This is a genomic window from Cypionkella sinensis (assembly GCF_042646385.1).
Taxonomy (GTDB): domain Bacteria; phylum Pseudomonadota; class Alphaproteobacteria; order Rhodobacterales; family Rhodobacteraceae; genus Cypionkella; species Cypionkella sinensis.
This window is the reverse complement of sequence record NZ_JBHRTO010000001.1, coordinates 1534298-1561291: the sequence shown is the minus strand read 5'-3', so window position 1 is coordinate 1561291 and position 26994 is coordinate 1534298. Positions and strand designations below refer to the sequence as shown.

Below are 26994 nucleotides of genomic sequence, written 5' to 3'. Positions count from 1 at the left end.
GTTATCCCTTCACCGCTTTGACGATCTTTTCAGCGCCATCTTTCAGATCGTCCGCCGCGATCACGTTCAGGCCCGAGTTGCGGATGATTTCCTTGCCCAACTCGACATTGGTGCCCTCAAGGCGCACCACCAGCGGCACTTTCAGGCCAACTTCTTTCACCGCCGCGATCACGCCCTCGGCGATGATGTCGCAGCGCATGATGCCACCGAAGATGTTGACGAGGATGCCTTTAACGTTAGGATCAGAGGTGATGATCTTGAACGCCTCGGTGACTTTTTCCTTGGTGGCACCGCCGCCCACGTCCAGAAAGTTGGCAGGTTCGGCCCCGTATAGCTTGATGATGTCCATCGTGGCCATCGCCAGACCCGCGCCGTTGACCATGCAGCCAATCTCGCCATCCAGCGCAATATAGTTCAGGTCGAACTTCGACGCCGCCAGCTCTTTCGGGTCTTCTTCTGTCTCATCGCGCAGCGCCGCAATATCGGGGTGGCGATACATCGCGTTGCCGTCAAAGCTCATCTTGGCGTCGAGCAGCTTCATGTTGCCGTCTTTCAGCACGCACAGCGGGTTGATTTCCAGCATGTCCATGTCTTTTTCGACGAACAGCTTATACAGGTTCTTCACGATGCCGACGCATTGCTTCACCTGATTGCCCGTCAGCCCCAGCGCGAAGGCAACACGGCGGCCGTGGAAATCGGAATAGCCCGAGGCCGGATCGACGCTGAACGACAGGATCTTTTCAGGGGTGTCGTGGGCCACGTCTTCAATCGACATGCCGCCTTCGGTGGAACATACAATCGAGATACGGCTAGTCTGCCGATCAATCAGCAGCGCCAGATACAACTCACGCTCAATATCGCTGCCGTCTTCGATATAGATGCGGTTGACCTGCTTGCCGACCGGGCCGGTCTGCACCGTCACCAAGGTCCGCCCCAGCATTTGCCGCGCAAACTCTGCCGCCTCACCCACTGAGCGTGCCAGTCGCACGCCGCCTTTTTCGCCCGCCTCAGGCTCGACAAAATGGCCCTTGCCGCGGCCCCCGGCGTGGATTTGCGCCTTGACCACCCAGAGCGGACCATCAAGTTCGCCCGCGGCGGTCTTGGCTTCTTCAGCCTTCGTCACGGCGCGACCATCAGACACCGGGATGCCGTAGCTGCGCAGCAGAGCCTTGGCCTGATATTCATGGATGTTCATGGATGTGTCCCATCAGCTTGGATTTGAAGGCGGTGTGGCATAAAATCAGGCAAGAAGAAAACACGAATTGGCAGGCATCGGCGGAAATCCGACATTTGTGATCACACGCAAAAAAATTGTGATCACATGAAGGGATTGCTTAAGTTTATCAGGGCTTGCCGTTGGCGCTAACGCCCGGCATTGTTGAAAAAGGGATGTAAAGCGGGATGGCAACAGTTCGATGAAACCAACTTGGGCCGTTGTCACCACTGTGGACGAGCCAGCGCCATTGGTGGCCACTTTCGCGGCGCATCACATCGCACAGGGCGCAGAGCGGGTGCATGTGTTCCTCGATCACCCCGACGCCGAGGCAGAGGCGATGCTGGCGCGACTGCCAAGGTGCAGCGTGACGGTCTGTGACGATGCCTATTGGGCGGCGACTGATAAACGCAAACGCCCGCTGATCCACACCGCGCGCCAGCTTTACAATGCCCGCAAAGTCTATGCCGAGACAGATGCCGATTGGTTGCTGCATGCTGATGGCGATGAATTCGTGCGCGATGGTGCAGCGGTGACGCAGGCCTTGGCAGAGGCCCCGCCCGAGGCGATGTATCTCCGTCTGCTGGTGGCCGAGCGCGCCTATCCAAAGGGCGAGATCGGCGCGGATATTTTTTCGGGCGTATTCCGCCACGCCTTGCCCGATTTTGGCCAGAACGGGCCCGACGTTTACGGCGATATGACAGGGTTTTTCCATTATGGCCTGACCGGGCACAAGGCGGGCAAGGCCTTGTCGCGGGTGGGGGCGGGCTTGCGGATGGGCCTGCATGCCCCCACGCACAAGCCGGTGCATCGGGTGATCCAGACTACGCGCCTTTTGCATTTCGATGGGCTGACGCGGTTGCATTTCACCCTGAAACTGCTGCGCCGCGCCGCAGAGCCTGAACATGGCGGCAGCAACAGACATGGCGCGGCCCGCAGCACGCAGTTCCTTTCCCTGCGCGAGTCGATCAGCGATGTGGCGCTGCGCGAAGAACTGGTTTCCGTGCTGAAAAACCTCGATCCCGATCAGATGGCGCGATTGCGCAAGCTGGCCTGCCTAGACGAAGCCCGCTTCGACCCGCGCCCGGTTCTGGCAGCCGCAGGTCTTGCGCCTGATCTTTCGGTGGCAGGCTTCGACGCACGCCTGCGCCAGCGTCACGCCGCATTCCTGCGCGACCATGCGCCCGATCTGGCGTGATCAGTTCAGGTAGAACGACAGCAGCATCGCCTCACCACCCACCATCTGCTCAAACGCGCTCCAGTTCTGCGCACTGACCAGCAGGCCGCTTTCCAGATAGGGCGCTGCGGCCCAGCCCTGAATCCAGCCTGCTAGATCGGCAGGGCGGGGATCGCTGAAAACCTTGGCGATATTCACCCCAGCCCCACCTTCCTGCCGCCAATAGGGCGCGAGTTTATCTCCCTTCAGCAAGGCCTCCGCATCTTCCAGCACCGACAGCCAGACTTTGCCAGTGTCAGGCGGCAGCGTCAGGCCCAAGGCCGAATGCTGCTTGTCGTTTGGCAGCCATTCGGCGGCATCATCGGTTTCCAAGGCCACCGCAGCCCAGAAGCGGCGGTTGTCGGCGATCATATCCAGAAAATGTTGCTGGGCGGCAGCCATCTGCGCAGGTGCGGGCTGTTGCTGCAACGATGCGATGACGATGGCGATCACGTCCAACTCATCAAGGCCAGCACCACCCGCGCCCGTGATGAAACTGGGGCTGACGCCACCCAGGCTTTGCATCTTGGCATGAGTTTTCAGGATGCGGTCGATCGGCTCGGTTGGGTCATAGGCCAGCACGATTGCGCTGACGCCCTGCAAAAGATGTGTATAGGCAGACAGCCAGGCCGCATCGGCTGCGTCGAATTTCACCACCGGGGCCGGGGTTGCCGGATCGCGGCTGTCCCATTGCCAACCGAGCAGCATCGGCCCCAGCACCGCCATCGCATCCTCGCCGGTATCCCGCGCCTTGTTGGCGTTGATGTCAAACCACAGATCGGCAAAGTTGATCTCCAGTTGGAAATCAGAGGCTTCCGCAATGCCTGCCAACGGTGCGCGCGCCTGCGCCAGCCGCGCATCCACGTCCCGAAACAGATCGGAAATCATCGCGGGTTGAAAGGCTTGCGGCGCGGGATTGTCTTCCAGCGGCAGACGCAGAAAGGGCAGCATCCCGGTGCGGTCGGTCAAGCCTGCACTGTAGCGCAGTTGCAAGGCCGCCTCGACCGCGCCCAGAAACCGCACGCCGCCCAAGGCAAAACGCTCGGCATCGCTGGGGGTTGGCAGCGCGGCTAGCCGGGTTTCGGTGGCACCCAAGCCTGTGCGCCCGATCTCGGCGCTGATGGTTTCCGCCTGCAACGGCGCGGCAAGGCAAAACAGCAAGGGCAAAGCGTAACGCATGGTAATCTCCGGTTGGCTTGACCACAGCCTGCGCGGATTGGCATCCCGCCGCAACTGCGGGAATCCAGACCCTAGATCGGTGCGGCCTCAAACAACACCTGCCCGCGCGGCAACCACATCTCGCGCTGCGTCACCGCAAAGCCCGAGGCGCGGGCCAAGTGCAGCACATCCTCGGCCAGCATGTGATAGGGCGCGCGGGTGTCGTGGGTGACAACCCCGTCCACCTGCCGGAACGGGGCAAGGCTCGCGCCGGGATCGGGGGCCAGAAACACGGTGAACAGCAGCTTTTGCAGCGCCGGAAAGCGCGCGCGAGTCTGTATCAGCGCGCGGCGCAGGTGGTTGGCGGGCAGATGCGTGAAGACCGCAAAACAGATCGCGTGGGTGATGGTATCGGGCACGCCGGGAAAGTTGAAATTACCATCCTCGATCAGATGTTTCGGATCGAGCCAAGTCTTGTCGGCAATCTCGGCCTCATACCCGCGCCGCATCAAGGCACCCGACAGATCGGTGGCCCAGTAATGCCCCACGTGCAGATAGGGCGCCGCAAGACAGCCTAGCCGCAGCGACCCCGCGCCAATATCCAGCAAGTGATGCTGCGGCATCAGGCCCGCTTCGATCAGGATTTCCATCTGGAAATTCCCCGTCTCCTCCCACCGCCCGCCAACGATGTCGCGGTGACGGCCCTTGGCAAGAGCATCGGTGAAGAAATCCGGGGCGTGGTAGGGCGAGATGTGTTGGGCCATGGCGTTCTATGTCACAAAAGCCGGGGGTTTCACACCCCCGGACCCCCGTGGGATACTTATGGACAGATGAAACCGGAAGTCAGGGTTTCGCAGCCTGCTGCACCAGCGCGAGGCAGAACTCCGTGGCCTGCCCCATATCCTGAACCGAGACCCATTCCAGCGGGCCGTGGATGTTCTGCATGCCGGTGAACAGATTGGGGCATGGGATGCCCATCTCGGTCAGGCGAGAGCCATCGGTGCCGCCGCGGATCGGCACCGACACCGGCTCGATGCCAAGACTGCGGGCGGCGGTGCGGGCAAGCTCCACCGGAGTCATGTCCTTTTCCAGCCAGTAGCGCATGTTGCGGTATTGCGGGCGGATGGTGCAGGTGATTTCGGCGCGCGGCTCAGTAGCGGCGACGGCGGCGCAGACCTGTTGCAGCAGCGCGCCCTTGGCGGCAAGGCCTTCACGCTCAAAGTCGCGCAGGATGAATTTCAGGGTCATTTCAGATGAGCCGCCGGTCATGTCGGTGGCGTGGATAAAGCCTTCGCGACCGTCGGTGGTCTCGGGCGTCATCGTGACCTGCGGCAGCGTCTGTATGATCTTGGCGGCGAGATGGATGGCGTTGACGAGTTTATCCTTGGCCAGACCGGGGTGGATCGACACGCCCTTGATGGTCACGACCGCACCGTCGGCCGAAAAGGATTCATACTCGATCTCGCCCACAGCACCGCCGTCGAAGGTATAGGCGAAATCGGCCTTCAGGTCTTTCGGCAGATCGGGGTGGACGCCACGGCCGATTTCTTCATCCGGGGTAAAGGCAAGGCGCAGGGTGGGGCGGGGGATTTCGGGGTTGGCCAGCAGGTGCCGCGCGGCGGTCATCAGGATCGCCACCCCCGCCTTGTCATCGGCGCCAAGCAGGGTCAGGCCCGAGGCGGTGATGATGTCATGGCCTTGTTTGCTGGCAAGGTAGGGGTGCTGATCGGGCGAGAGGGTCTGCGTGGCATCATCGGGAAAGCTGATCGCGCCGCCGTTGTAGCCCCGGATCACGCGGGGCTTCACGCCGGTGGCGTTGAATTGCGGGGCGGTGTCGACATGGGCGAGCAGGCCGATGGTGGGGCCGGGTGCGGTGCCGGGGATCGTTGCCAGAACCGTGCCATAGGGGGTGAGGGTGACATCGGCCGCGCCGATGTCGCTGAGTTCGGTCTCAAGAAGCCGCAGGATTTTGAATTGAATCTCTGTCGATGGGCTGGCGCTGCTGTCGTCGCTGGATTGGCTGTCAATCGCGGCGTAGCGGATCAGGCGGGATTCGAGTTCGGCGTGGAAATCGGGCATTGGGGCCTCCTGCGGTTTGGCGCGAGTTGGGGCGAGGCGGCGGGGGGTGTCAAGGGGATTTCAGGGAGGTCCCAACTCGGGACCTTTTTATGTTATTTATTATCAATGGGTTGAGGTGGTTGATTTAAGGATCTGTTAAGGTTTGAGCCCTCGTGGGGCGGGTTGAAAAGTTGCTTGGCCTTGGCAGCCTCGGTGTCCCGCGCGAAGTTCTGCGTGCCGTAGGCGCGCCGAATTGTTGTCGCGCTGCTGCCCATTCTGCACCCATTAAAATGCAACGCCGCCGGAATAGGACGCGATTGCATCCAATTTTTACCACTTTCTAACGCAAAACATGAATCGTTGCGCGAGGCCTTCAGCTAAAAGGCTTCGCACGCCGGTGTTTTAAGACTGTTGACCTATCGGGGGTAGGGAATGAACGAGATTTCTGGCACGAAAACCACCCGGCGCTTTGGATTTGGCTGGCTTGGCGCGATCAGTTTTGGCGGTGTGCTGTCGTTTGTGCTGTTTTTGATGGGTGCCAGCAATTTTGATGAATTGATGGTCAAACTGGGCCTGCGGTCGGTTGTGCATACCGAGCAAAGCCGGACATACGCTTTTGGCGACGTCATCGTTTCCGTCCAGCAGACTCATGTCGAAAATCTTGGCCGCAACGGAGTTGCCTACCGTAGCGTGGCAGAGGTTTCGGTGGATGGCGTCGCACAGCGAAAGTCAGAGGATGGCGCATTTGTGCAAGAAAACGGCAGCAATGTGACCTTTGGCACAGCTCGGCAGGCTTGGGTCAGCGCGCCGCCGTTCAGCACAGCCAAGGCGATCGCGTTTTGCAATGTCACGGCACGCTACAAGTTTGGCATCCCGGTCTATCACTACAACACGGGAATCCAATACCGCGCGACGGGCCTCACGGATATGACGGTGGTCGACAGGGCGGACCCGATGTTTGCCGTCGCCCAGCGTGCGGCAGCGGCCGAAGGCGTGGCCGACACGACAAATGCGCGTATCGGCGCAGATGGGGCGACTGATTTTCTTGAGGAAGGCCTGACGATGCGCTGGGGGTTTTGTGACGATTATGAATTGCCGAAACTCTGACAGGATCACTTCGCGCCTGCACACATGAAATGCGCGCCCTTTTCGGGGCGCGCATCAATTAAATCACGTCAAGGCTTACGCCAGCGACGGATCAATCGCCTTGCAGGCTGCCACCAAGCCATTCACCGCATCCACCGATTTGGTGAACATCGCCTGTTCGTCGGCGTTCATCTTGATGTCGACGATCCGCTCGATCCCGCCTGCGCCGATGATGGTGGGGACGCCCACATACATGCCTTTCAGGCCCAGTGCGCCGTCAACGTAGGCCGCACAGGGCAGCAGGCGCTTTTGGTCTTTCAGGAACGCCTCTGCCATCTCGATCGCTGATTGTGCTGGCGCGTAGAAGGCAGAACCGGTTTTTAGCAGGCCGACGATTTCGGCGCCGCCGTCACGGGTGCGCTGTACGATACCATCGAGTTTCTCTTGCGTCGTCCAGCCCATCGCCACCAGATCGGGCAGCGGGATGCCGCCGACGGTGGAATAGCGCACCAGCGGCACCATGGTGTCGCCGTGGCCACCCAGCACGAAAGCGGTGACGTCGCGCATCGAGACGTTGAATTCAACGCTCAGGAAGTGGCGGAAGCGGGCAGAATCCAGCACGCCTGCCATGCCGACAACCATGTGATGCGGCAGGCCAGAAAACTCACGCAAAGCCCAGACCATCGCATCAAGCGGGTTGGTGATGCAGATCACGAAGGCGTTCGGCGCATGGGCTTTCAGGCCTTCGCCCACGGCTTTCATCACTTTCAGGTTGATGCCCAGCAGGTCATCGCGGCTCATCCCCGGTTTGCGCGGCACGCCTGCGGTGACGATGCAGACATCAGCGCCCGCGATGTCAGCGTAGGAATTTGCGCCCTTGAGGCTGGCATCAAACCCAGCCGAGGGGCCGGATTGCGCGATGTCGAGGGCTTTGCCCTGCGGCGTGCCTTCGGCAATATCAAACAGGATGATGTCGCCAAGTTCCTTGATGGCGGCAAGATGGGCGAGCGTGCCACCAATCTGACCTGCGCCGATCAGCGCGATTTTTGGGCGTGCCATTTGAGTCTCCGAAGGGTTTGTATACTGTGGTATGCTAAACCCGCACGGTCCTGAAATCAAGCTGCCGCAGTGCAGCACCGTAAGCCGCTGGCCCGCCCCGGATGTTTGCGCTAAACGGGCGCGGTCGATCCTGTGGGGCGTGCAGCACGCGATTCCAAGGCCGCCGGGATCGGCAACGCGGTGATCATGGGTGATTCCGCAGGCAGGGGAAAGAGCCATGATGGACGGATTTGCGTTTTGGGCGCTGGCGGTGCTGGCCTCTGTGCTGGTCGGCATGGGCAAGGGTGGCTTGCCGGTGGTGGGAATGCTGTCGGTGCCGGTGCTGGCGCTGGTGCCCGGCATCCATGCGGTGACGGCGGCGGGGTTGTTGCTGCCGCTCTATGTCGTGTCGGACATGTTTGGGCTTTATGCATACCGGCGGGAATACAATGCGCGGGTGCTGGCGATCATGCTGCCTGCCGCGACCTTGGGGATTTTGCTGGGCTATCTGACCGCGAAGGTGGTGTCAGAAGCCTGGGTAACGGTGCTGATCGGGGTGATTGGCGTCGCGTTCGCACTGAACCTGTTGATCAAGCGGCAAGTGGTGGTGGCGGCCAAGCGGCCCGGGGTTGCGCCGGGGGTGCTCTGGGGGGCGGTGACGGGGTTCACCAGCTTTGTCAGCCACTCGGGTGGGCCACCTTATCAGGTATACACCATGCCGCTGGGGATGAGCAAAGCGGTGTTTGCGGGCACCTCAACGATTGCCTTTGCTTATATCAACGCGGTCAAGCTGATCCCGTATTACCTGTTGGGGCAGATCAATCTGGCCAGCCTTGAAAAGGTGCTGGTGCTGATGCCGGTGGCGGCGGCTTCGGTGTTTCTGGGCGTAAAGCTGGTGAAATGGCTGCCCGAGCGGCTGTTCTTTCAGTTGGTGACTTGGGCTTTGCTGCTGGTGTCGATCAAGCTGATCTGGGACGGGTATAACGGGCTGTAATCCGGGCTGGCTTGCGCTGCGTGAACGGCAAGGATCAGGCCGGCAAAGCCGAGGGAGAGGGCGAACAGGGTCTTTTCCATGGGGCACTCCGATCAGGGGTTTTGTGCAGCTTGTGCGGAAGCTGCGAGGAAAATCTTAACGCAGCGCACGGGTTTTTCTGCGCTGCGGCATTTCTGGGCTTGCCGAAAGTGGCGAAATGGGTTCGTTTGGCGCAATATTGTTGCTGGAGAGAATCATGGCTTCCTTGGCGTCGGGCCGTCCCTTCCGATCTGTGCTGTATATTCCGGGCTCGAAAGAGCGGGCGTTGGAAAAGGCGCGCGGGCTGGCGGCGGATGCGATCATCTTTGATCTGGAAGACGCCGTGGCTCCGGACGAAAAAGCCGCTGCGCGTGATGTGCTGGCGCGCGCGCTCAGTGAGGGCGGCTATGGCCACCGGGCGCGGATCGTGCGGATCAACGGCTTGGACAGCCCTTGGGGGGCGGATGACTTGGAAGCGCTGGGCCAGCATCCGGGGGTAGAGGCGGTGCTTATCCCCAAGGTCAACCGGGCGGCTGACCTCGACGCTGTCGCGGCGCTTACCGACAAGCCGTTATGGGCGATGATGGAAACCGCGTTGGGGATGCTGAACGCCGCCGAGATCGCGGCGCATCCGCGTCTGCAAGGCATGGTGATGGGCACCAATGATCTGGCCAAGGAACTGGGCAGCCGCCATCGTGCGGATCGCTTGCCGATGCAGACGGGGCTTGGCCTGTGTCTGCTGGCCGCGCGGGCCTATGGCCGGGTGATTGTCGATGGCGTTTACAATGCGTTCAAGGATGACAACGGGTTGCGGGCCGAATGTCAGCAGGGCCGCGACATGGGGTTTGACGGCAAGACACTGATCCATCCGGCGCAGGTCGAGATTGCCAATGCTGCCTTCGCGCCAAGTGCGGCAGAACTGGAACTTGCGCAGCGCCAGATCGCGGCCTTCAACGCGGCACAAGCGGCGGGGCAGGGCGTGGCGGTTGTGGATGGAAAGATCGTCGAAAACCTGCATATCGTCACCGCACAGGCGGTTCTAGGGAAGGCCCAGAGGATAGCCGCGCTGGCAGGATAGGGATTTCGCGATGATTTGGCTGATTTTGGGGCTGGCGCTGTGGATCGGCGCGCATTTCTTCAAGCGGATCGCACCGGGCGTGCGGGCGGGCATGGGCGAGCGGGGGAAACTGCTTGTCACCGTGCTGTCGCTGGCCGGTGTGGTGCTGATGGTGGTGGGCTACCGCGCGGCGGAATGGGTGCCGGTCTATAGTCCGCTGCCCGGTATGGGGCATGCCAATAACACCTTGATGTTGGTGTCTTTGTTCCTGTTTGGCGTGGGCGGCACCAAGGGCACGCTTTACCCGAAGATCCGGCATCCGATGCTGTGGGGCGTGGTGGTGTGGTCGGTGGCGCATTTGCTGGTGAATGGCGATCAGGCGTCATTGGTGCTGTTCGGCGGCATGGGGCTGTGGGCGCTGGTCTCGATGGTGCTGATCAACCGGGCCGAGGTTTGGGTGCCGCCGACAGGCGGGCGTGGCCTGAAGGGCGATGCGATGAATGTGGCGGGCACGCTGGTGCTGCTGGGCGTGATCGCGATGATCCACGCTTGGTTGGGCCATCCGGTGTTTTTGGGGACCTATTCCTGATGCAGCTTTATCGGTTTTTGTCAGACGACGACACATCGGCGTTTTGCCACAAGGTTTCCTTGGCGCTCAGCAAAGGCTGGGCGCTTTATGGCGGCCCGACCTATGCCTTTGACGCCGCGCGCGGGGTGATGCGCTGCGGGCAGGCGGTGGTGAAGGATGTGCCGGGAACATACGACCCCGAGATGAAACTGGGCGAGGCATAGCGGCGGTGGGGTCAAACCCCACCCTACGGAGGACGGCATGAAGACCAATGCGGGGCGGTTTTTTGAAGATTACCGCGTGGGCGATGTGATCACCCATGCGGTGCCGCGCACGGTGAAAATGGGCGAGCGGGCGCTGTATCACGCGCTGTATCCCGCGCGCCACGCGCTCTATTCCAGCGACATTTTCGCGCAGGATTGCGGCCTGCCGTTCAGCCCGCTGGACGACCTAATCGCTTTCCATGTGGTGTTCGGCAAGACCGTGCCGGATGTCTCGCTGAATGCGGTGGCGAACCTTGGCTATGCCGAGGGGCGCTGGCTGCGCCCGGTCTGGCCGGGCGATACGCTGCGCTCGGAAAGCACGGTGATCGGCGTCAAAGAGAACTCGAACGGGCAATCGGGCGTGGTCTATGTGCGCAGCGTCGGGCTAAACCAGCATGGGGAAGCGGTACTGGAATACGTGCGCTGGGTGATGGTGCGAAAGCGCGATTTTGCCTCTGCCGCCCCGGTTGCCGTGGTGCCGGAACTGGTGAAGGTGGTCGAACCGGGCGCGTTGGTGATCCCTCAGGACCTTGATTTCACGCGCTATAATTTCGCGCTGGCAGGCGAGCCGCACCGGATGCGCGACTATGCGGTGGGCGAGGTGATTGACCATGTGGACGGCATCACCATTGAGGAAGCCGAGCATATGATGGCCACAAGACTGTGGCAGAACACCGCCAAGGTGCATTTCGATGCCACCCAGCGCGCCGATGGCAAGCGGCTGATCTACGGCGGCCATGTGATCTCGCTGGCGCGCGCGCTATCGTTCAATGGGCTAGCCAATGCGCAGATGCTGGTGGCGCTGAACGCAGGCGCGCATGCCAATCCGTGCTTTGCGGGCGATACGGTGCGGGCGTGGTCGCAGGTGCTGGACAAGGCGGAAACCGCGGCTCCGGGCGTGGGCGCGATCCGGTTGCGGCTGGTGGCGACCAAGGGTGCTGCGGGGGCGTTGCGCGGCGCGGATGGCAAGTATCTGCCCGAGGTGCTGCTCGACCTCGATTATTGGGCATTGATGCCGCTTTAATCTTTGCGCGCTAACCGTTGATCGGGGCGCTGTGCCGTGGCAGGTTGGCGAAAATCGGGGGGATCATGCGGCAATTTCTATGGGCGGTCTGGTTGTGCGTGGTGGCGGCAAGTGCTTCGGCGCAAACGGTGTTTCAGTTCCCCGAGGATGAAGAGGAATCCGCCTTTATCGCCAATGAGGTGATCGCGACCTTCTATCACGAACTGGGCCACGCGATGATCGACGTGCTGCAACTGCCGGTTCTGGGCAAGGAAGAAGATGCGGCAGATCATCTGTCGGTGATCCTGATGAATGACATCTGGGAAGAAGAGGCTGCGGCGAATATCCTTGCCAGCGATGCCACCGCCTATGCACTCTTGGCCGCGCAGCGCGAGGCGGGTGGGGAAGACCCGTCGTATTCCGACGAGCATAGCCTTGATATGCAACGCTATTATTCCGTGGTCTGCCTGTTTTACGGTGCCAACCCCGAGGCACGGCAGGGTCTGGCGGATGAATTAGGCCTGCCACCCGAACGCGCCGAGCGTTGCCCGGAGGAATGGCAGGCGGCGGCTGGCTCTTGGGATGCGCTGCTGGCAGATGCCACGCCGGGCGGTGATAACGTCGGGCTGGTGATGCAGCCGGGGCAGGAAGGCCAGCCGCTCGCCGATCTGATTGCCGAAGAAGTTGTGGCCATCAATGAGCGTTTTGGCCTGCCAATCGAGGTCAGCGTCTTGGTCGCCGACTGTGGCGAGGCGAATGCCTATTACAGCCCCAGTCAACAAACGATTACGATTTGCAACGAATATGCCCAGAACCTGCAAGCGATGTGGGAAGCCTCGCCGGATTGAGTATTTGTGATCACGCAAATTTTTTATGTGATCACAAACCTGAAAAATTGCCCCTGATAGCGACAACATTGTGCAGTTGCGGCGTGGTTTGGGGTGACATGCGCGATATAAGCGCTATTGAAGAACAAAGCCGCGCAGCCGCCAGGCGATGTCTTGGCGGGGCATGTGTTGGAACAGACCCGGATCAAGAGGAAGGGACAAGTCATGGCCGAAGTGAAGCGTGTAGAGCGCCCCCTGTCGCCACATTTGCAAATCTATCGCCCGCAACTGACCTCGATCACGTCTATCCTGACACGGATTACCGGCAATGCGCTGATCGTGGGTGTGTTGCTGGCGGTGTGGTGGCTGTTTGCCGCTGCCGTCTCGCCGCAGTATTTTGCGGTAGCCAATGCTGTGGCGACAAGCTGGTTCGGCGATCTGGTGTTCACCTGTTCGGCGTGGGCGGTGTGGTATCACTATCTGGCGGGGCTGCGGCATCTGTATTTCGATGCCGGTCACGGGCTGGAAATTGCCACGGCGGAAAAGCTGGGCTGGGGCATCATCGCGGGGTCGTTCATTCTGATCGCGCTGACCATTCTGATCGTGTAAGGGGCTGATCTCATGCGTTATCTTACCGCACGCAAACGGGCGATTGGCAAGGGTGCCTCGCACACCGGCACGGCGCATCACTGGTCGATGACCCTGTCTTCGGTCGCACTGGCTTTCCTTGTGCCGACTTGGCTCTACATCGTGGGGCACGCGCTGGGCCAGGATTATGACGCGGTACGGGCGACCTTCGCGCGCCCGTTTACCTCGATCTTGACCGCATTGGTGTTGATAATCGGGATGCGGCATTTCGCGATGGGGGCCACGATGATGATCGAGGATTACGCCCATGGCACCGCGCGCAAGATGCTGATCATGTTCGTGATCTCGCTTTCCACCGTGATTGCGGCGACCGGGCTGTATGCTCTGGTCCGCATCGCACTGTAAGGGGCTGAAATGACTGCTTATCCGTATGAAGTGCACGACTATGATGTCGTGGTGGTGGGCGCGGGCGGCGCGGGTTTGCGTGCGACGTTGGGAATGGCGGAACAGGGCCTGCGCACGGCTTGCGTGACCAAGGTGTTCCCGACGCGTTCGCACACCGTGGCAGCACAGGGCGGCATCGCAGCCAGCCTTGGCAACATGGGCCCCGATAGCTGGCAGTGGCATATGTATGACACGGTGAAGGGCAGCGACTGGCTGGGCGACACCGATGCGATGGAATATCTGGCGCGTGAGGCCCCGAAGGCGGTGTACGAGCTGGAGCATTACGGCGTGCCGTTTTCGCGCACGGAAGAGGGCAAGATTTACCAGCGTCCGTTCGGCGGCCACACCACAGAATACGGTGAAGGCCCGCCGGTGCAGCGCACCTGTGCCGCTGCTGATCGCACGGGCCACGCGATCTTGCATACGCTTTACGGGCAATCGCTGAAGAACAATGCCGAGTTCTTCATCGAATATTTCGCGATTGACCTGATCATGACCGGCGGGCGCTGCACCGGGGTTGTGGCGTGGAAGCTGGACGATGGCACGATCCATGTGTTCAACGCCAAGATGACGGTGCTGGCGACGGGCGGCTATGGTCGCGCCTATTTCAGCGCCACCAGTGCCCATACCTGCACCGGCGACGGCGGCGGCATGGTCGCGCGCGCGGGGCTACCCTTGCAGGATATGGAGTTCGTGCAGTTTCACCCGACCGGGATTTACGGCTCGGGCTGCTTGATCACCGAAGGCGCGCGGGGCGAGGGTGGTTATCTGACCAACTCGAACGGTGAGCGGTTCATGGAACGCTATGCGCCGCATTACAAAGACTTGGCCCCCCGCGATTACGTCAGCCGCTGCATGACGATTGAAATCCGCGAAGGCCGGGGCGTTGGCCCGAACAAGGACCACATCCATCTGCACCTGAACCACCTGCCGCCGGAAACTTTGGCTTTGCGTCTGCCGGGGATCTCGGAATCGGCGCGGATCTTTGCGGGCGTTGATCTGCACAAGGAACCGATCCCAGTGCTGCCGACGGTGCATTACAATATGGGCGGCATCCCCACCAACTACTTCGGTGAAGTGTTGAACCCGACGCCTGACAACCCCGACGCAGTTCTGCCGGGGCTGATGGCGGTGGGCGAGGCGGGCTGTGCCTCGGTGCATGGCGCGAACCGTCTGGGCTCGAACAGCCTGATCGACCTTGTGGTGTTTGGCCGGGCCGCAGCGATCCGCGCGGGTGAGATTGTGAACCCGAAAGAGCGCGCCGCAGATCTGAACAGGGCGGAAGTGGACCGCGCTTTGGATCGCTTCGACGCCACCCGCCACGCCAGTGGCGCTGTGCCGACCGCCGACCTGCGGCTTGAGATGCAAAAGACCATGCAGGCCGATGCGGCGGTGTTCCGCACCGACAAGACGCTGGGCGAAGGTGTGACGAAGATGACGGCGATTGCCGGCAAGATGGGCGATCTGAAGGTGACGGATCGCTCGATGGTGTGGAACAGCGACCTGATGGAAACGCTGGAGCTGCAGAACCTGATGCCGAATGCGCTGGCCACGATCTACGGCGCACATGCCCGCACCGAAAGCCGCGGTGCCCATGCGCATGAAGATTACGCCACGCGCAATGACGCCGATTGGCGCAAGCACACGCTGGCTTGGGTTGACGGAAACAAGGTCCGGCTGGACTATCGCCCGGTGCATACCGCGCCGCTCACGGCGGAAGCCGATGGCGGGATTTCGTTGAAGAAAATCGCCCCGGCGGAAAGGAAGTTCTGATGCGTGGCTTGGCCCTGTTGATGATGGTGGCGCTGGCGGGCTGCGTTGACAGTGGCGCTGCCTCGCAACCCTCGGTGACAGTGGTCGAGCAATGCAGCGCCGAATCCGGCTTTACCGCGCGGGCGGAGGCAGAACATGCCAAAGGCGTGCAGGGCGATATTCCCGGCACACCAAAGGAACTGGCCGCGATCAACGCCTGTGTGAAGGCAAAATCTTCGGGGCAGGTCAGTGCTGCACCAACGCAAACCGCGCCTGCCAAGCCCGCGGTGATCCCAGCCCCAGTTGGGCATCGGTCGTGCCGTAACACGATGGTCGGAGGAGATGGTTATGCCTGTATGCCGATTTAAACTGGTGCTGGCTCTGTTGGCCGTCGGTGTGACGGCGGCTTGTGATCCGCAAGTTCTGGCCGACAAGGCCATGCGGCGCACGGCAGAGACGGTGGTGCGCCCAGTTCTTGCGCGCGAATTGCCGGGCAATGTGGCCGAGGCCGCAACGCAATGCGTGCTGGATGCCGCAGACCCCGAAGAAACCCGCGCGCTTGCCCGCGACGTGGGCGTCGAGGCGGGCACGCAGACGATTGCCAACATCCGCAATCTGGCGACACGCCCCACCGCCACCGCCTGCTTCGCGCGCAATGGCGTGCCGCCGCTGAAAGGCTAATCATGCGCCCCGCACTCGCCCTGCTTGCGCTTTTGCCACTGCTCGCCTGCGGGCCGATCCCGCGCGAACAGGCTGAACGCGAATGTTATCAGCGCGCGCGTCTGGCAGAGCATCCGCGCGGCGAGGTTGGTTTGGGCATCGGCTCGGATGGCCGCACCAGCACCTTTGGCGAGATCACCTTCAGCAACGACTACCTTCAGGGCAAAGACCCTGATCAGGTTTATCAGAATTGCGTCTATCACCGCTCGGGTGAGATGCCGACGCGCCCCTACAGCAGCATCCCCGCCCAGCGTTACTGACGCGGAAACGAACAAAAGGTCTGTCAGATGGTTCAGTTCACCCTGCCGAAAAACTCGAAAATCCGCACCGGCAAGACCTGGCCGAAGCCTGCGGGCAAGAATGTGCGCAAGTTCCAGATTTACCGCTGGTCGCCCGATGATGGCGAAAACCCGCGGGTGGACAGCTACTTCGTCGATATGGACAGCTGCGGCCCGATGGTGCTGGACGCGCTGATCAAGATCAAGAATGAGATCGACCCGACGCTAACCTTCCGCCGTTCCTGCCGCGAGGGGATTTGCGGATCGTGCGCGATGAACATCCATGGTATCAACACTTTGGCCTGCATCTATGGCCTGGACGAGGTGAAGGGCGATGTGAAGATCTATCCGCTGCCGCACATGCCGGTGGTGAAAGACCTGATCCCCGACCTCACGCATTTCTACGCCCAGCATGCCAGCATCATGCCGTGGCTGGAAACCAAAACCAACAGACCTGCGAAAGAATGGCGCCAGTCGATCGAGGATCGCTCGAAACTCGATGGGCTTTATGAATGTGTGATGTGCGCGTCTTGCAGCACCTCGTGCCCCAGCTACTGGTGGAACGGCGATAAATACCTCGGGCCAGCCGCCTTGCTGCACGCCTATCGCTGGATCATCGACAGCCGGGATGAGGCGACGGGTGAGCGGCTGGACGATTTGGAAGATCCGTTCAAACTCTATCGCTGCCACACGATCATGAACTGCACCAAGACCTGCCCGAAAGGCCTGAACCCGGCGAAGGCGATTGCCGAGATCAAGAAGATGATGGTGGAGCGGGTGGTCTAAGCCTTGACCCCGCGCCCCGATTACCAAAGGCGTGCCCGTGTGGCGCGCCTTTTTGCCTTTGTGCTGGCCTGCGGGCTGGGGCTTCTTGTGGGCCTGCCACTGCTGCGCGAATTGGCGCGGGCCTTCCCCTGCGTCTGGCTGACCGATCAATGCCAGAACCGCGATGGCTATGCGCAGGCGTATTTCGAAGGCCTGACGCCGATTGCCGCCCCTTTGGCCAGCAGACAGTTTTCCCAAGGCATCGTGCAGGCCAATTTGAACGGCTTTGACTGCACCTTTGCCATCGTGGCGCTGGACGATCATGCCCCGGAAATCCCGCCCGCGCGGCGCAAGAACGGCACGCCCGATATGGATTGGGGCGGAGGCTGGCGCGCGGTGACAGTCTTGACCGCGAAAGAGAATGAAGACCTGCGCAGCCTGCTTGCCATCTGCGGCACCTACTGGCCAAAACCGTTGCAACAACGCTTGGCCAATGCAGTGGCGGATCGGCGAATGCTGATTTCGGGCAGGGCACCGTATCGGCAGGTTAACCTGTATCTGCCGCCGCAGGATGGCGTTGGCTTGGCCGCGCGGATCAGGTTTGGCGACTAGCCTGCGTTACCCTTCGCCAAGCGCCAGCAGCGCGGCTTGGGTGTCTGCCGAAAAGCTCTCAAACCCCTCGGTCAGCGCGTGCAACTCATCCACGATCTGCGCCACTTCGTCCCGTTCGGCCGCGGTGAAATCCGCCCCGGTCTTGGTCACACCCGCGATGCTGCGCGAGGTTTGCGGCCCCATCGCATAGGTCCAGCCGTTGTGCAGCCCATGCGCCAGCGCATCGCGCAGCACGCCCTGTGGGTCTTGTTCCGTCAGATCAGACCAGCTTATACCGCCCACATGGGTCAATCCCCAATGCACCACCGGATCGCTCAGCATGAAGCCGCGTTCACTGTAATGTTCAATCCAGGCTTGATCATAGGTTCTATACAAGATTGTCGGACGCGTGTAGCGGATATGAATGGCCAACGCGAAACCGCTGTCACAAAGCGCACCCAATCGAATCAACCGTTCTGAAACAGCTTCGATCTTTGCAATATCCTTCACGATCACTCACCCTTTGGATGCTAGAGGTTGCGAAATACACTTTATCCGGGCAATGTCTACGTGACGAGGCTATGACCTGGCAGAACCCTCGGCAACTGTTTTGAGCATATGACACTTCTACAAGCAATGAAGAATCAGATCGAACATATTGCCCCGGCGGGTTCTTATGTCGCGTTGCGGGTTGGGTTCTCATTTCCTGAGGAGGAGATGAATAACCTGCCAGAAATCTGGGTGGAGTTTTACACAACCCACGGGCTAGTGGTGCAAGACCCGGCGATGCGCTGGGTCTATGGCAATGTGGGGGGCATCCGGTTTTCGGAAATGGCGGCAGCCGATCCGCATCAGGTGCGCGCCCATGCGGCGGTGTTTGGCTTGGGGCATGGTGCTGCGGTGTCGGTGATGTCGCCGCAAGACAAGGGGCGGCGCAGCTACGGGCTGTTTTTCCGCGATGACCGCGACTTTGAAGATGCCGAGATGGAGGGGCTGTTGCGAATCATGCAGCAGCTTCACGCGGGCCCCGAAGACGAGAAAAGCCTGACGAATGCCGAGGTCGAGGCGCTAAAGCTGCAATCCGAGGGTCTGCGGCTGAAACAAATTGCAGCGCGGCTGGGAATTTCCGAAAGCGCCGTGAAGGCGCGGTTGAACAACGTCAAGCGTAAATTGGGCGCGCGGACACAATCCCAAGCGGCTTCGATTGCCGCGGCACGGCGAATTCTTTAGCCGGAACGCATAATCCAGCAAATTTTAACTATTGCGACAGTCGCGTTAGATTTGCGGGCTGTCCGAAAATACAACTTCCGGGGTATTGTTGCTGTATCAGAAACGATTCAGCATGTTTAGGAGACCCCTATGGACAATATCCGCTTCGACTTTTCCGATTTCCATCGCTACGGATCGGCTTTTTACGACTTTCTGGCTTTGCGCAAACAGGTGTTTGTCGATCAACTCGGCTGGGATGTGCCGCATAATGCCAAGGTCGAGATGGATCAGTATGACACGCCGGTTGCGCATTATTCGCTGGTTTTAAAACACGGCCAGGTTGTGGGTGGTGCGCGGGCGATGGCCACGACAGCGATTTGGGGCACGCATACTTACATGCTGCGCGACGCATATTCCGGCAAGCTGCCGCATATCCCTTCGCATGTGATGTCGGTCGAAATCGCGACGCCGCATGTCTGGGAATGCACCCGGCTGGTGATCTCTGATGCCCTGACCACGGCGGCAGAGCGCACCGAATGTCTGACGGGAATCGTCGATGGCTTGGTCGAAATCACCCGTGCCGAAGGCGGGGAAGAGTTGATTTGCCTGTCGTCGCTGGCCCTGATGCGGGCGCTGCGCCAGATCGGCTATGAAGTGTCACGCTTGGGCGAAACCTATCGCAATGACGAGGACGGCCGCCAATACGCGGTGTTGCGGATGCCCGCCGAATATTCGCGCGCACGCCAGCGCCGGATCGCGCCAATCCCGTTCCCGACCCACCGCCTGCGCGCCGAACCAACCTTCTTGCAGGGCGCCACGGCTTGAGGGATGCTGGCCGGGCAGAAAAGGAAGCCCCATGCCGCTGTTGTTGCTGGTTCTTGTCGTGTCGGTGTTCGTTTATGCGTGGTTCGCCCGGCGCAATTCGACCCTGACACGCGACTGCCGCTGGCGGCTGGATCGGCTGACCGGGCCGACCCATTACCGCTGCGCCGCCTGTGGCGCCACCTGCGATCCGGGCGCGGCTGGCACGCCCAGACAGTGCTTGCGCGCTCAGCAATAGCGCTCAATCGCCAACAGTTGATGGTCGCCATAGCGATCCCCCGCCGCAAAACCGGGTGGCAGCAGGCGGTCGATTTCGGCATGATCTTGCGCCGTCAGGGTGATCTCGGTCGCCTGTGCCCATTGGGCCAGATGCGCCGCCTTGCGGGTGCCGGGAATCGGGATCAGATGATCGCCCTTGGCCAGAATCCAGGCCAGCGCAGTGGCGGGCGTGCTCCAGCCGCGCGTGGCACAGAAGGCACGGAAGCCGTTGATCGCATGGATATTTGCCGTGAAATTCGGCTCGGTAAAGCGGGGATTCTGGCCACGAAAACCGTCGCTTGGTTGCGCCAGTGGCCTATCCCCCAACATGCCGCGCGCCAGAGGTGAAAACGGGATGAACGCCACGCCAAGCGCCTTGCAGGCTTGGATCAACCCCAGTTCCGGCTGCCGCGTCCACAGCGAATATTCGTTCTGCACGGCGGTGCAAGGGTGAATAGCATGGGCGGCACGCAACGTGTCGGGGGCGATTTCCGACATGCCATAGCCGCCGATCTTGCCCTCTTCGATCAGGCGCGACAGCGTGCCTATCACCTCGGCCAGCGGGCGCGCGTGTTCGCGGCGATGGATATAGAACAACTCGACATGATCCCGACCCAATCGCTTCAGCGAGGCCTCCAATTCAGCCCGCAGATGCGCCTCAGAATTGTCGATCCGGCGCGGCGGGCCTGCCACGAAACTGGCCTTGGTCGCGATGGTGACATTGGGGCGACGGCTGGCCAGCCATTTGCCGATGATCGTTTCGGAAATCCCCATGCCATAGATGTTTGCGGTGTCGATGAAATTGATGCCGCTTTCCAGCATTGCATCCAGACAGGCCAGGCTTTCGGCCTCGGTCGTATCGCCAAAGATGCCGCCAAATGACATCGCGCCAAGGCCGATGGCCGAGATTTCGGGGCCATTCTGGCCAAGTTTGCGGGTTTTCATGGGCGTCTCCTGCTGAGGGGATCGCAATAGACGCCCACGAATCGCTTAGGTCAAGGGTGCATATAGTGCAGGCCTTGGAAGTTTTTCCGCAGCGCAGCGGTGCGCGGCGCAATCGCCTCGGGCGCGTTCGAGCGCAGGCTTTCCGCGATCAGCGCCGCCAGTGCCGGCGCATCGGCGGGGGTGACGCCCCGGCGCACCAGTTCCGGCGTGCCGATCCGCAAGCCATTGAGATCATTCGCAACACTCGCAATCGGCAGGCCGATGCCACAGGCGAGGAACCCCGATTTGCGCAGGGTTTTCGATGCGGTCTGCCCGCCGCCAAAGCCTGCGGCCTCGATCGCAAACTGATGGCTTTGGCCGCCATCCGCCCCGCCAAACACCGGCAAGCCAAGCGCGCCGAGTTCCTGCGCCAGCGCCCGTGACAGATCGACCATCGCCTGCGCATAAGTCGCGCCAAAATCGCGCCAATCCAGCAGTGACAGCGCCAATGCGGCAGATTTCGCGGCATCGAAATTCGCCGTCATGCCGGGGTAGGCGATGTGATCCAGCCGCTCGGCAATCTCGGCATCGTTGGTGACGATCAGCCCGCCTGCCGGGCCGCCCAGCGATTTATAGGTGCTCATCGTCATCAGATGCGCGCCCTCGTGCAGCGGATTGGCCCAAACGCCGCCCGCGATGATGCCGCATTGATGGGCGGCGTCAAACAGCACCTTTGCGCCAACCTCATCAGCGATGGCGCGGATCTCGGCCACCGGATGCGGGAACAGATTAAGGCTGCCGCCGATGGTGATCAACTTGGGGTGAACGCGGTGGGCCAGCGTGCGAAGTTGTTCCAGATCAACGGTATAGCCATCGGCATTGACCGGCGCCGCGTGGGTGATCAACCCATAAAGTCCGGCACAACCGCCCGCGTGATGGGTGACATGGCCGCCGATGGTGGCGGGCGGTGCGATGATCACATCACCCGGTTTGGTCAGCGCCATAAAGCCATACAGATTGGCCAAAGCACCGGAACCCACGCGGATTTCGGCATATTTGGCTTGGAAGATTTCGGCGGCGAGTTCGGCGGCGATGACCTCGATCTCCTCAATCGCCTCAAGCCCCATCTCATATTTATCGCCGGGATAGCCGAGCGAAGGGCGGCTGCCCAGACCGCGCGACAGCACCGCTTCGGCGCGGGGATTCATGATGTTGGTGGCGGGGTTCAGGTTGAAGCAATCCTGATCGTGAATCTGGGTATTGGCTTGAACAAGCGTTTCGATCCGGTCTGCCACCTGCGGGCTGGGCGCGGTGGACTCAGTGGCGATGCGCTGGATCAGGCTTTCGCAGGCGGCGGGAACCCAGGCGCGGGGGGAAAGATGGGGCATGGCAATCTCCTTTTGTCACAGATGAGCAGAGCGCAGGCTTGTGGGCAAATCAGAATTGTGGAAAATTAGGGTTAGAAAAACTATGCAATGAAAAACTGAACATAGAAAACCTGCGCTATCATGGCCGTTGCACCCCCACGCCCGAAAGACCTGCCGCTTTCCGCTTTGCGGGCGTTTGAAGCGGCGGCACGGTTGGGCAGTTTTGCTTTGGCTGCGGCAGAACTCGGGGTGACGCCGGGGGCAGTCACAGCGCATGTGAAGGCGCTTGAGGCGCATCTGGGATCACCTTTGTTTCAACGCAGCGGGCGCGGTGTCGTGCTGACGGCGGTGGGCGCGCGCGCCTTGCCGGACTTCACCCACGCCTTCGACGCGCTGGGGGCGGCGGTGCAGGTGTTGCGGGCCGAGGCCGCACCGCGCGTGGTGCATATCGCCACCTTGCCTGCCATCGCGCAGCTTTGGCTATCGCCGCGCCTGCCTGCCTTGCGCGCAGCGGCACCCGAAATTGAAATCTCGATCACCGCGATGGAGCGGCCGCCAAACCTGAAACGTCTGCCCTATGATCTGAGCCTGTTTTACGGCGAAGGCGATCAGATCATTGCCCCGGATGTGATTTTTCCTGTGTGTTCCCCGTCACTTGCGGCCAAGTTGCGGCACCCCGAAGATTTGGCGGATGTGACCTGCCTGACCGATGCAAGCTGGGCGCAGGATTGGAAGATCTGGGCGGATGTGGCGATGCCGGGGCGGAATTTTACCCCGCGTGGGCCGATCTTTTCGCTTTACGCGCTGGCGGTCGAGGAGGCCGCAGGCGGGGCGGGGGTGTTGATAGCGCATCAGGCGCTGGTTGCTTCTCACCTTGCAGTCGGGGCGTTGGTGGCACCCTTTGCGCAGCGCGTCACGCTGCCGGGCGGCCTGCGATTATGGGCGGCCCGGCCAATGCAGCCGGGCTCTGCCGTGCAGCGGGCCGCGCGGTTCTTGCAAGTTGCGGCGTCCCGCAGTTCAGGCGAAAGCAGCCTCTAGCGCCACTTCCACCATCGCACCGAAACTGGTCTCGCGCTGATCGGCGGGCAGGGCCTCGTGCGTCAGGATATGGTCGGAAATCGTCAGCACCGCCAGCGCGCGGCGCTTGTAGCGGGCGGCGAGCATATACAACTCGGCTGCCTCCATCTCGACACACAACGTGCCATGACGCTGCAACTGATCGGACAGATCTTGCCGTTCGTCATAGAAGGTGTCGGACGAGAAAATCCCGCCGACATGCACCGGCACCCCGATGTTCAGCGCGGCTTTGTGTGCGGCGCTCAGCAGGGCAAAATCGGCGCAGGGGGCGAAATTCAACTCGCGGAAGATGCTGCGCGAGGGGCTGCCGCAGGTGCTGGCGGTCTGCGCCAGAACCACGTCGCGCACCTTCACTTCATTCTGCAACGCCCCAGCCGAGCCGATGCGGATCAGGGTCTGTGTGCCATAATCCTTCATCAATTCAGTGGCATAGATCGACAGCGACGGCATCCCCATGCCCGAGCCGTGGATGGTCACCCGCTGCCCACGCCAGGTGCCGGTATAGCCCAGCATCCCGCGCACCTCGTTCACCAACACGGGGTTTTCCAGATATTTCTGCGCTGCCCAACGCGCACGGTAGGGGTCGCCGGGCAGCAGCACGGTTTCGGCAATCTCGCCGGGCTTGGCACCGATATGAAAGGTCATCGCATTCTCCGATTTTTGCCGGAAGCTATGCGGTTTTGCTGGGCAGGGGAAGCCTTAGGCCAACGCGGCTGCGAAACTGGACTTATTCAGGCAGAATTCGGCATCCGAGGGCAGGGCAAGCACACCCAGCGAAAGCGTTTTGCTGCAGTTCTTGCGGTCTTTGCACTGACCACAAGTATACAGCAGCGCATGGTATTTGTCGTGATCGGCATGCAGTTGCGCCTCGGTCAGCCCGAAAATCTCGGCCATGGCGCGCACGCGGTCGGGCACATCCTGCGGCATCCGCGCGAACGCCGAAATCTGATCGCGGGTCATGCCCAGATCATCCAATTCGCGCTGACTTAGCGCTGCAATCTCGTTCAAATCCTGCCAGCGGTGCATCAGCGCTTTGATCCGGTCGAACATCGGGACACTCCTGTTTTGCGCAAGACTGCCACGCCGAGGGGCGGCGGGATTTGATCTGGCGCAAATCCGGGCGTGATTTATTCGGCGGCGAGCGTGGTGCCTTCGACCAGCCCCACGATATCCATCATGATGCGGTTGAGTTCGAAATCCTTCGGCGTGTAGACGGCGGCCACGCCCATCGCGCGCAAGGCGCGTGCGTCATCTTCGGGGATAATGCCGCCGACAATCAGCGGCGTATCCGCCAGCCCCGCCTCACGCATTTTCGCCAGCGTGTCGCGGATCAGCGGCAGGTGGCTGCCCGACAGAATCGACAGGCCCACCACATGCGCCTGCTCGGCCACCGCAGCGCTTACGATCTCGGCGGGAGTCAGGCGGATGCCTTCGTAATGGATGTCCATCCCGCAATCACGCGCGCGGGCGGCGATTTGTTCGGCGCCGTTGGAATGGCCGTCAAGCCCCGGTTTTCCCACCAGAAATTTCAAGGGCCGGCCCAGTTTCGCCGACAAGGCCTGCACCGCCTCGCGGATCGGCTCCAGCCCTTCGGTGCGGTTTGACGGGTTGCGCGAAACCCCGGTCGGCGCGCGGTATTCGCCGAAAGCGCTACGCACCATCAGGCCCCATTCGCCGGTCGTCGCCCCAGCCTTGGCGGCGGCAATCGAGGCGGGCATGATGTTGGCGCCTGATGCTGCGGCCTCGCGCAGGGCGTGCAGGGCGGTTTGCACCTTGGCCTCATCACGGTTTGCGCGCCATGCTGTCAGGCGGGCAATCTGATCGGCCTCTGCCTCGGGATCGGACACCATGATCGCGCCATCACCCGAGGTCAGCGGGCTTGGCGTGGTCTCAATCCAGCGGTTGACGCCGACCACCGTGGTGTCCTTGGTTTCAATCCGCCCGATCCGCTCGGCATTGGCCTCCACCAGACGGCCCTTCATATAGTCAATCGCCGCCACAGCGCCGCCCATCGCATCAATCTGCGCCAATTCCGCCCGCGCGCCGTCTTTCAGCGCGCTGACCTTGCGGTCAATCGCCGGGTTGCCGTCGAACAGATCGTCATATTCCAGCAGGTCGGTTTCATAGGCGAGGATTTGCTGCATCCGCAGCGACCATTGCTGATCCCACGGGCGTGGCAGGCCCAAAGCCTCGTTCCAGGCGGGCAGTTGCACGGCGCGGGCGCGGGCGTTTTTCGACAGCGTCACCGCCAGCATCTCGATCAGGATGCGGTAAACGTTGTTTTCCGGCTGCTGCTCGGTCAGGCCCAGCGAGTTCACCTGCACGCCGTAGCGAAAGCGGCGATACTTCGCCTCGGTGATGCCATAGCGGGTTTCGCACAACTCGTCCCACAGCTCGACAAAGGCGCGCATCTTGCACAGCTCGGTCACAAAGCGGATGCCGGCGTTTACAAAAAACGATATTCTGCCGACCATATTGGGGAAATCTGCCGCAGAAACTTTACCTTTCAGATCATCCAGCACCGCGCAGGCCGTTGCCAGCGCAAAGGCCAGTTCCTGCTCTGGCGTCGCCCCTGCCTCTTGCAGATGGTAGGAACACACGTTCATTGGGTTCCATTTCGGCAGGTGCTTTTGCGTATAGGCCGCCACATCGGTGATCATCCGCAGGCTGGGCGCGGGCGGGGCGATGTAGGTGCCGCGCGACAGATATTCCTTGATGATGTCGTTCTGCACCGTGCCTTGCAGCGCCGAGACATCCGCGCCCTGTTCCTCGGCCACCGCGATATACAGCGCCAGCAGCCAAGGTGCCGTGGCATTGATGGTCATCGAGGTGTTCATCTGCTCCAGCGGGATATCCTTGAACAAGGCCCGCATGTCGCCCAGATGACTGACCGGCACACCGACCTTGCCCACTTCACCCCGGCTGAGTTCGTGGTCGGAATCATAGCCGGTTTGGGTGGGCAGATCGAAGGCCACCGAAAGCCCGGTCTGCCCCTTGGCCAGATTGCTGCGATACAGCGCGTTTGAGGCCGCAGCGGTGGAATGCCCGGCATAGGTGCGGAACAGCCACGGAGTATCTTTGCGCGTCATCTCGGCCTCCTGAATCGCGTCGGCAATATTCTTGCGTCAGTGCAGCACTAAGCGCAATTTCACGCAAGTGTCAATTCGCTGCGTTGCGGCGAGATTTCTTGAATTTTCGCGCCGCCCAAACATGACAGCCCTTGTCATTGGAAATGCCGCAGCGGCTGCGCCACAACAGGTCATGCCCAACCAACCCCACGAGGATATGATGAAAACGACCCTGCGCCTTGGCCTCGCTGCCCTTGCCCTCGCTGCCACCACGCTGCAAGCCGCCGCCTACGACCGCACCGTGCGCATCCACAACAACACCGGCCTGACGCTGGTAAAGTTCCAATCCACCAACTCGGGTGCCAAGCGTTGGGGCAGCGATGTGATGGGCGCGTCCACCCTGCCGACGGGCGGCTCGATGAAGCTGCATTTCGACAATGCCGAAGGCTATTGCGAGTTTGATTTCAAGGCGGTGTTCTCGGATGGCACCGTGCTGCAAAAGGCCCGCGTCAATGTCTGCCAGACCGGCGATTACTATTACACCGAGTGAACTTGCCGCCAAAACCGCCTTTTGAAACACGGGCCTGATCACACGGGCCTATTCAAAGCCGCGACGGGCTGCCAATATTGTG

32 protein-coding genes are annotated in these 26994 nt (G+C 61.3%); 21 read left to right on the top strand and 11 right to left on the bottom strand.

All coding sequences use genetic code 11. The annotated features are described in order from the left end of the window. Window position 1: 1 nt before the first annotated feature. Window positions 2–1195 carry an ADP-forming succinate--CoA ligase subunit beta gene (sucC, locus tag ACFOGH_RS07760; protein WP_380072499.1) on the bottom strand — a complete coding sequence of 398 codons (1194 nt, stop codon included), beginning with the start codon at window positions 1193–1195 and terminating at the stop codon, window positions 2–4. A gap of 220 nt (window positions 1196–1415) precedes the next feature. On the opposite strand from sucC, the gene ACFOGH_RS07755 reads away from it, so the two are divergent. Further along, window positions 1416–2411: a glycosyltransferase family 2 protein gene (locus ACFOGH_RS07755; RefSeq protein WP_380072498.1), complete on the top strand. Its 996-nt coding sequence runs from the start codon at window positions 1416–1418 to the stop codon at window positions 2409–2411. On the opposite strand, the gene ACFOGH_RS07750 is transcribed toward ACFOGH_RS07755, so the two are convergent. The 3 genes from ACFOGH_RS07750 to pepT form a co-directional block, all read right to left on the bottom strand. Beyond that, window positions 2412–3608, bottom strand: a complete 1197-nt coding sequence (locus ACFOGH_RS07750; RefSeq protein WP_380072497.1) for a hypothetical protein — start codon at window positions 3606–3608, stop codon at window positions 2412–2414. 71 nt (window positions 3609–3679) lie between these two features. Then, entirely contained in the window at window positions 3680–4351 is a 672-nt protein-coding gene (locus ACFOGH_RS07745; protein ID WP_380072496.1) for a class I SAM-dependent methyltransferase, read from the bottom strand. Between the two features lie 79 nt (window positions 4352–4430). Then, window positions 4431–5666 (bottom strand): peptidase T, encoded by a 1236-nt coding sequence (gene pepT / locus ACFOGH_RS07740; protein WP_380072495.1) that lies wholly within the window; start codon window positions 5664–5666, stop codon window positions 4431–4433. Window positions 5667–6077: 411 nt separating this feature from the next. On the opposite strand from pepT, the gene ACFOGH_RS07735 reads away from it, so the two are divergent. Next, the gene (locus ACFOGH_RS07735; protein ID WP_380072494.1) at window positions 6078–6752 is read left to right on the top strand and encodes a hypothetical protein; all 675 of its coding nucleotides are present in this window, start codon (window positions 6078–6080) and stop codon (window positions 6750–6752) included. 75 nt (window positions 6753–6827) lie between these two features. Here ACFOGH_RS07735 and mdh read toward each other — a convergent pair whose 3' ends face one another. Continuing rightward, window positions 6828–7790 (bottom strand): malate dehydrogenase, encoded by a 963-nt coding sequence (mdh, locus tag ACFOGH_RS07730; RefSeq protein WP_380072493.1) that lies wholly within the window; start codon window positions 7788–7790, stop codon window positions 6828–6830. Window positions 7791–8010: 220 nt separating this feature from the next. Between mdh and ACFOGH_RS07725 the strand changes: the two genes are divergently transcribed. From ACFOGH_RS07725 to ACFOGH_RS07660, 14 genes are all read left to right on the top strand, one after another. Beyond that, window positions 8011–8763, top strand: coding sequence for a sulfite exporter TauE/SafE family protein (locus tag ACFOGH_RS07725; protein WP_380073979.1), 753 nt, complete (start codon window positions 8011–8013; stop codon window positions 8761–8763). Window positions 8764–8998: 235 nt separating this feature from the next. Next, window positions 8999–9859: an HpcH/HpaI aldolase/citrate lyase family protein gene (locus tag ACFOGH_RS07720; protein ID WP_380072492.1), complete on the top strand. Its 861-nt coding sequence runs from the start codon at window positions 8999–9001 to the stop codon at window positions 9857–9859. Window positions 9860–9869: 10 nt separating this feature from the next. Continuing rightward, complete coding sequence (locus tag ACFOGH_RS07715) at window positions 9870–10427, top strand: NnrU family protein (RefSeq protein WP_380072491.1); 558 nt, start codon at window positions 9870–9872, stop codon at window positions 10425–10427. Continuing rightward, window positions 10427–10630 (top strand): DUF1737 domain-containing protein, encoded by a 204-nt coding sequence (locus tag ACFOGH_RS07710; protein ID WP_380072490.1) that lies wholly within the window; start codon window positions 10427–10429, stop codon window positions 10628–10630. Before ACFOGH_RS07715 ends, ACFOGH_RS07710 begins: the two co-directional genes overlap by 1 nt. 37 nt (window positions 10631–10667) lie before the next feature. Beyond that, complete coding sequence (locus tag ACFOGH_RS07705; protein ID WP_380072489.1) at window positions 10668–11693, top strand: MaoC family dehydratase; 1026 nt, start codon at window positions 10668–10670, stop codon at window positions 11691–11693. 65 nt (window positions 11694–11758) lie between these two features. Further along, the gene (locus ACFOGH_RS07700; RefSeq protein WP_380072488.1) at window positions 11759–12520 is read left to right on the top strand and encodes a DUF4344 domain-containing metallopeptidase; all 762 of its coding nucleotides are present in this window, start codon (window positions 11759–11761) and stop codon (window positions 12518–12520) included. 204 nt (window positions 12521–12724) lie between these two features. Then, entirely contained in the window at window positions 12725–13108 is a 384-nt protein-coding gene (gene sdhC, locus ACFOGH_RS07695) for a succinate dehydrogenase, cytochrome b556 subunit (protein WP_380072487.1), read from the top strand. A gap of 12 nt (window positions 13109–13120) precedes the next feature. Then, window positions 13121–13492: a succinate dehydrogenase, hydrophobic membrane anchor protein gene (sdhD, locus tag ACFOGH_RS07690; protein WP_380072486.1), complete on the top strand. Its 372-nt coding sequence runs from the start codon at window positions 13121–13123 to the stop codon at window positions 13490–13492. Between the two features lie 9 nt (window positions 13493–13501). Further along, a complete protein-coding gene (gene sdhA / locus ACFOGH_RS07685; protein ID WP_380072485.1) occupies window positions 13502–15304 on the top strand; it encodes a succinate dehydrogenase flavoprotein subunit in 1803 nt (600 codons plus the stop codon). Continuing rightward, entirely contained in the window at window positions 15304–15651 is a 348-nt protein-coding gene (locus ACFOGH_RS07680; protein ID WP_380072484.1) for a hypothetical protein, read from the top strand. Before sdhA ends, ACFOGH_RS07680 begins: the two co-directional genes overlap by 1 nt. After that, complete coding sequence (locus ACFOGH_RS07675) at window positions 15632–15964, top strand: hypothetical protein (protein WP_380072483.1); 333 nt, start codon at window positions 15632–15634, stop codon at window positions 15962–15964. The genes ACFOGH_RS07680 and ACFOGH_RS07675 overlap by 20 nt, the downstream gene beginning before the upstream one ends. 2 nt (window positions 15965–15966) lie before the next feature. Then, on the top strand, window positions 15967–16263 hold the full coding sequence (locus ACFOGH_RS07670; protein WP_380072482.1) for a hypothetical protein: 297 nt from the start codon (window positions 15967–15969) through the stop codon (window positions 16261–16263). Window positions 16264–16290: 27 nt separating this feature from the next. Continuing rightward, window positions 16291–17067: a succinate dehydrogenase iron-sulfur subunit gene (locus ACFOGH_RS07665; RefSeq protein ID WP_380072481.1), complete on the top strand. Its 777-nt coding sequence runs from the start codon at window positions 16291–16293 to the stop codon at window positions 17065–17067. A gap of 39 nt (window positions 17068–17106) precedes the next feature. Further along, window positions 17107–17658, top strand: a complete 552-nt coding sequence (locus ACFOGH_RS07660) for a hypothetical protein (protein ID WP_380072480.1) — start codon at window positions 17107–17109, stop codon at window positions 17656–17658. 6 nt (window positions 17659–17664) lie between these two features. Here ACFOGH_RS07660 and ACFOGH_RS07655 read toward each other — a convergent pair whose 3' ends face one another. Then, window positions 17665–18033, bottom strand: a complete 369-nt coding sequence (locus ACFOGH_RS07655) for an autoinducer binding domain-containing protein (protein WP_380072479.1) — start codon at window positions 18031–18033, stop codon at window positions 17665–17667. 240 nt (window positions 18034–18273) lie between these two features. On the opposite strand from ACFOGH_RS07655, the gene ACFOGH_RS07650 reads away from it, so the two are divergent. The 3 genes from ACFOGH_RS07650 (at window position 18274) to ACFOGH_RS07640 (ending at window position 19906) form a co-directional block, all read left to right on the top strand. Continuing rightward, window positions 18274–18867, top strand: a complete 594-nt coding sequence (locus ACFOGH_RS07650) for a helix-turn-helix transcriptional regulator (RefSeq protein ID WP_380072478.1) — start codon at window positions 18274–18276, stop codon at window positions 18865–18867. A gap of 129 nt (window positions 18868–18996) precedes the next feature. Next, complete coding sequence (locus ACFOGH_RS07645) at window positions 18997–19671, top strand: acyl-homoserine-lactone synthase (RefSeq protein ID WP_380072477.1); 675 nt, start codon at window positions 18997–18999, stop codon at window positions 19669–19671. Between the two features lie 31 nt (window positions 19672–19702). Then, on the top strand, window positions 19703–19906 hold the full coding sequence (locus ACFOGH_RS07640; protein ID WP_380072476.1) for a hypothetical protein: 204 nt from the start codon (window positions 19703–19705) through the stop codon (window positions 19904–19906). On the opposite strand, the gene ACFOGH_RS07635 is transcribed toward ACFOGH_RS07640, so the two are convergent. Both ACFOGH_RS07635 and ACFOGH_RS07630 read right to left on the bottom strand, forming a co-directional pair. Beyond that, a complete protein-coding gene (locus ACFOGH_RS07635; RefSeq protein WP_380072475.1) occupies window positions 19897–20871 on the bottom strand; it encodes an aldo/keto reductase in 975 nt (324 codons plus the stop codon). The two genes, ACFOGH_RS07640 and ACFOGH_RS07635, sit on opposite strands and share 10 nt — an antisense overlap. A gap of 50 nt (window positions 20872–20921) precedes the next feature. Next, window positions 20922–22238, bottom strand: a complete 1317-nt coding sequence (locus tag ACFOGH_RS07630; protein WP_380072474.1) for a serine hydroxymethyltransferase — start codon at window positions 22236–22238, stop codon at window positions 20922–20924. Between the two features lie 120 nt (window positions 22239–22358). Between ACFOGH_RS07630 and ACFOGH_RS07625 the strand changes: the two genes are divergently transcribed. Next, complete coding sequence (locus tag ACFOGH_RS07625) at window positions 22359–23255, top strand: LysR family transcriptional regulator (RefSeq protein ID WP_380072473.1); 897 nt, start codon at window positions 22359–22361, stop codon at window positions 23253–23255. Here the strand turns inward: ACFOGH_RS07625 and deoD are convergent. From deoD to ACFOGH_RS07610, 3 genes are all read right to left on the bottom strand, one after another. Next, the gene (deoD, locus tag ACFOGH_RS07620; RefSeq protein ID WP_380072472.1) at window positions 23235–23939 is read right to left on the bottom strand and encodes a purine-nucleoside phosphorylase; all 705 of its coding nucleotides are present in this window, start codon (window positions 23937–23939) and stop codon (window positions 23235–23237) included. The genes ACFOGH_RS07625 and deoD overlap by 21 nt on opposite strands. Before the next feature lie 54 nt (window positions 23940–23993). Next, window positions 23994–24344, bottom strand: a complete 351-nt coding sequence (locus ACFOGH_RS07615; RefSeq protein WP_380072471.1) for a DUF1127 domain-containing protein — start codon at window positions 24342–24344, stop codon at window positions 23994–23996. Between the two features lie 77 nt (window positions 24345–24421). Further along, the gene (locus tag ACFOGH_RS07610; RefSeq protein WP_380072470.1) at window positions 24422–26383 is read right to left on the bottom strand and encodes a methylmalonyl-CoA mutase family protein; all 1962 of its coding nucleotides are present in this window, start codon (window positions 26381–26383) and stop codon (window positions 24422–24424) included. Between the two features lie 172 nt (window positions 26384–26555). Here ACFOGH_RS07610 and ACFOGH_RS07605 point away from each other — a divergent pair, with 172 nt between their 5' ends. Next, the gene (locus tag ACFOGH_RS07605; RefSeq protein ID WP_380072469.1) at window positions 26556–26912 is read left to right on the top strand and encodes a hypothetical protein; all 357 of its coding nucleotides are present in this window, start codon (window positions 26556–26558) and stop codon (window positions 26910–26912) included. Window positions 26913–26994: the final 82 nt, after the last annotated feature.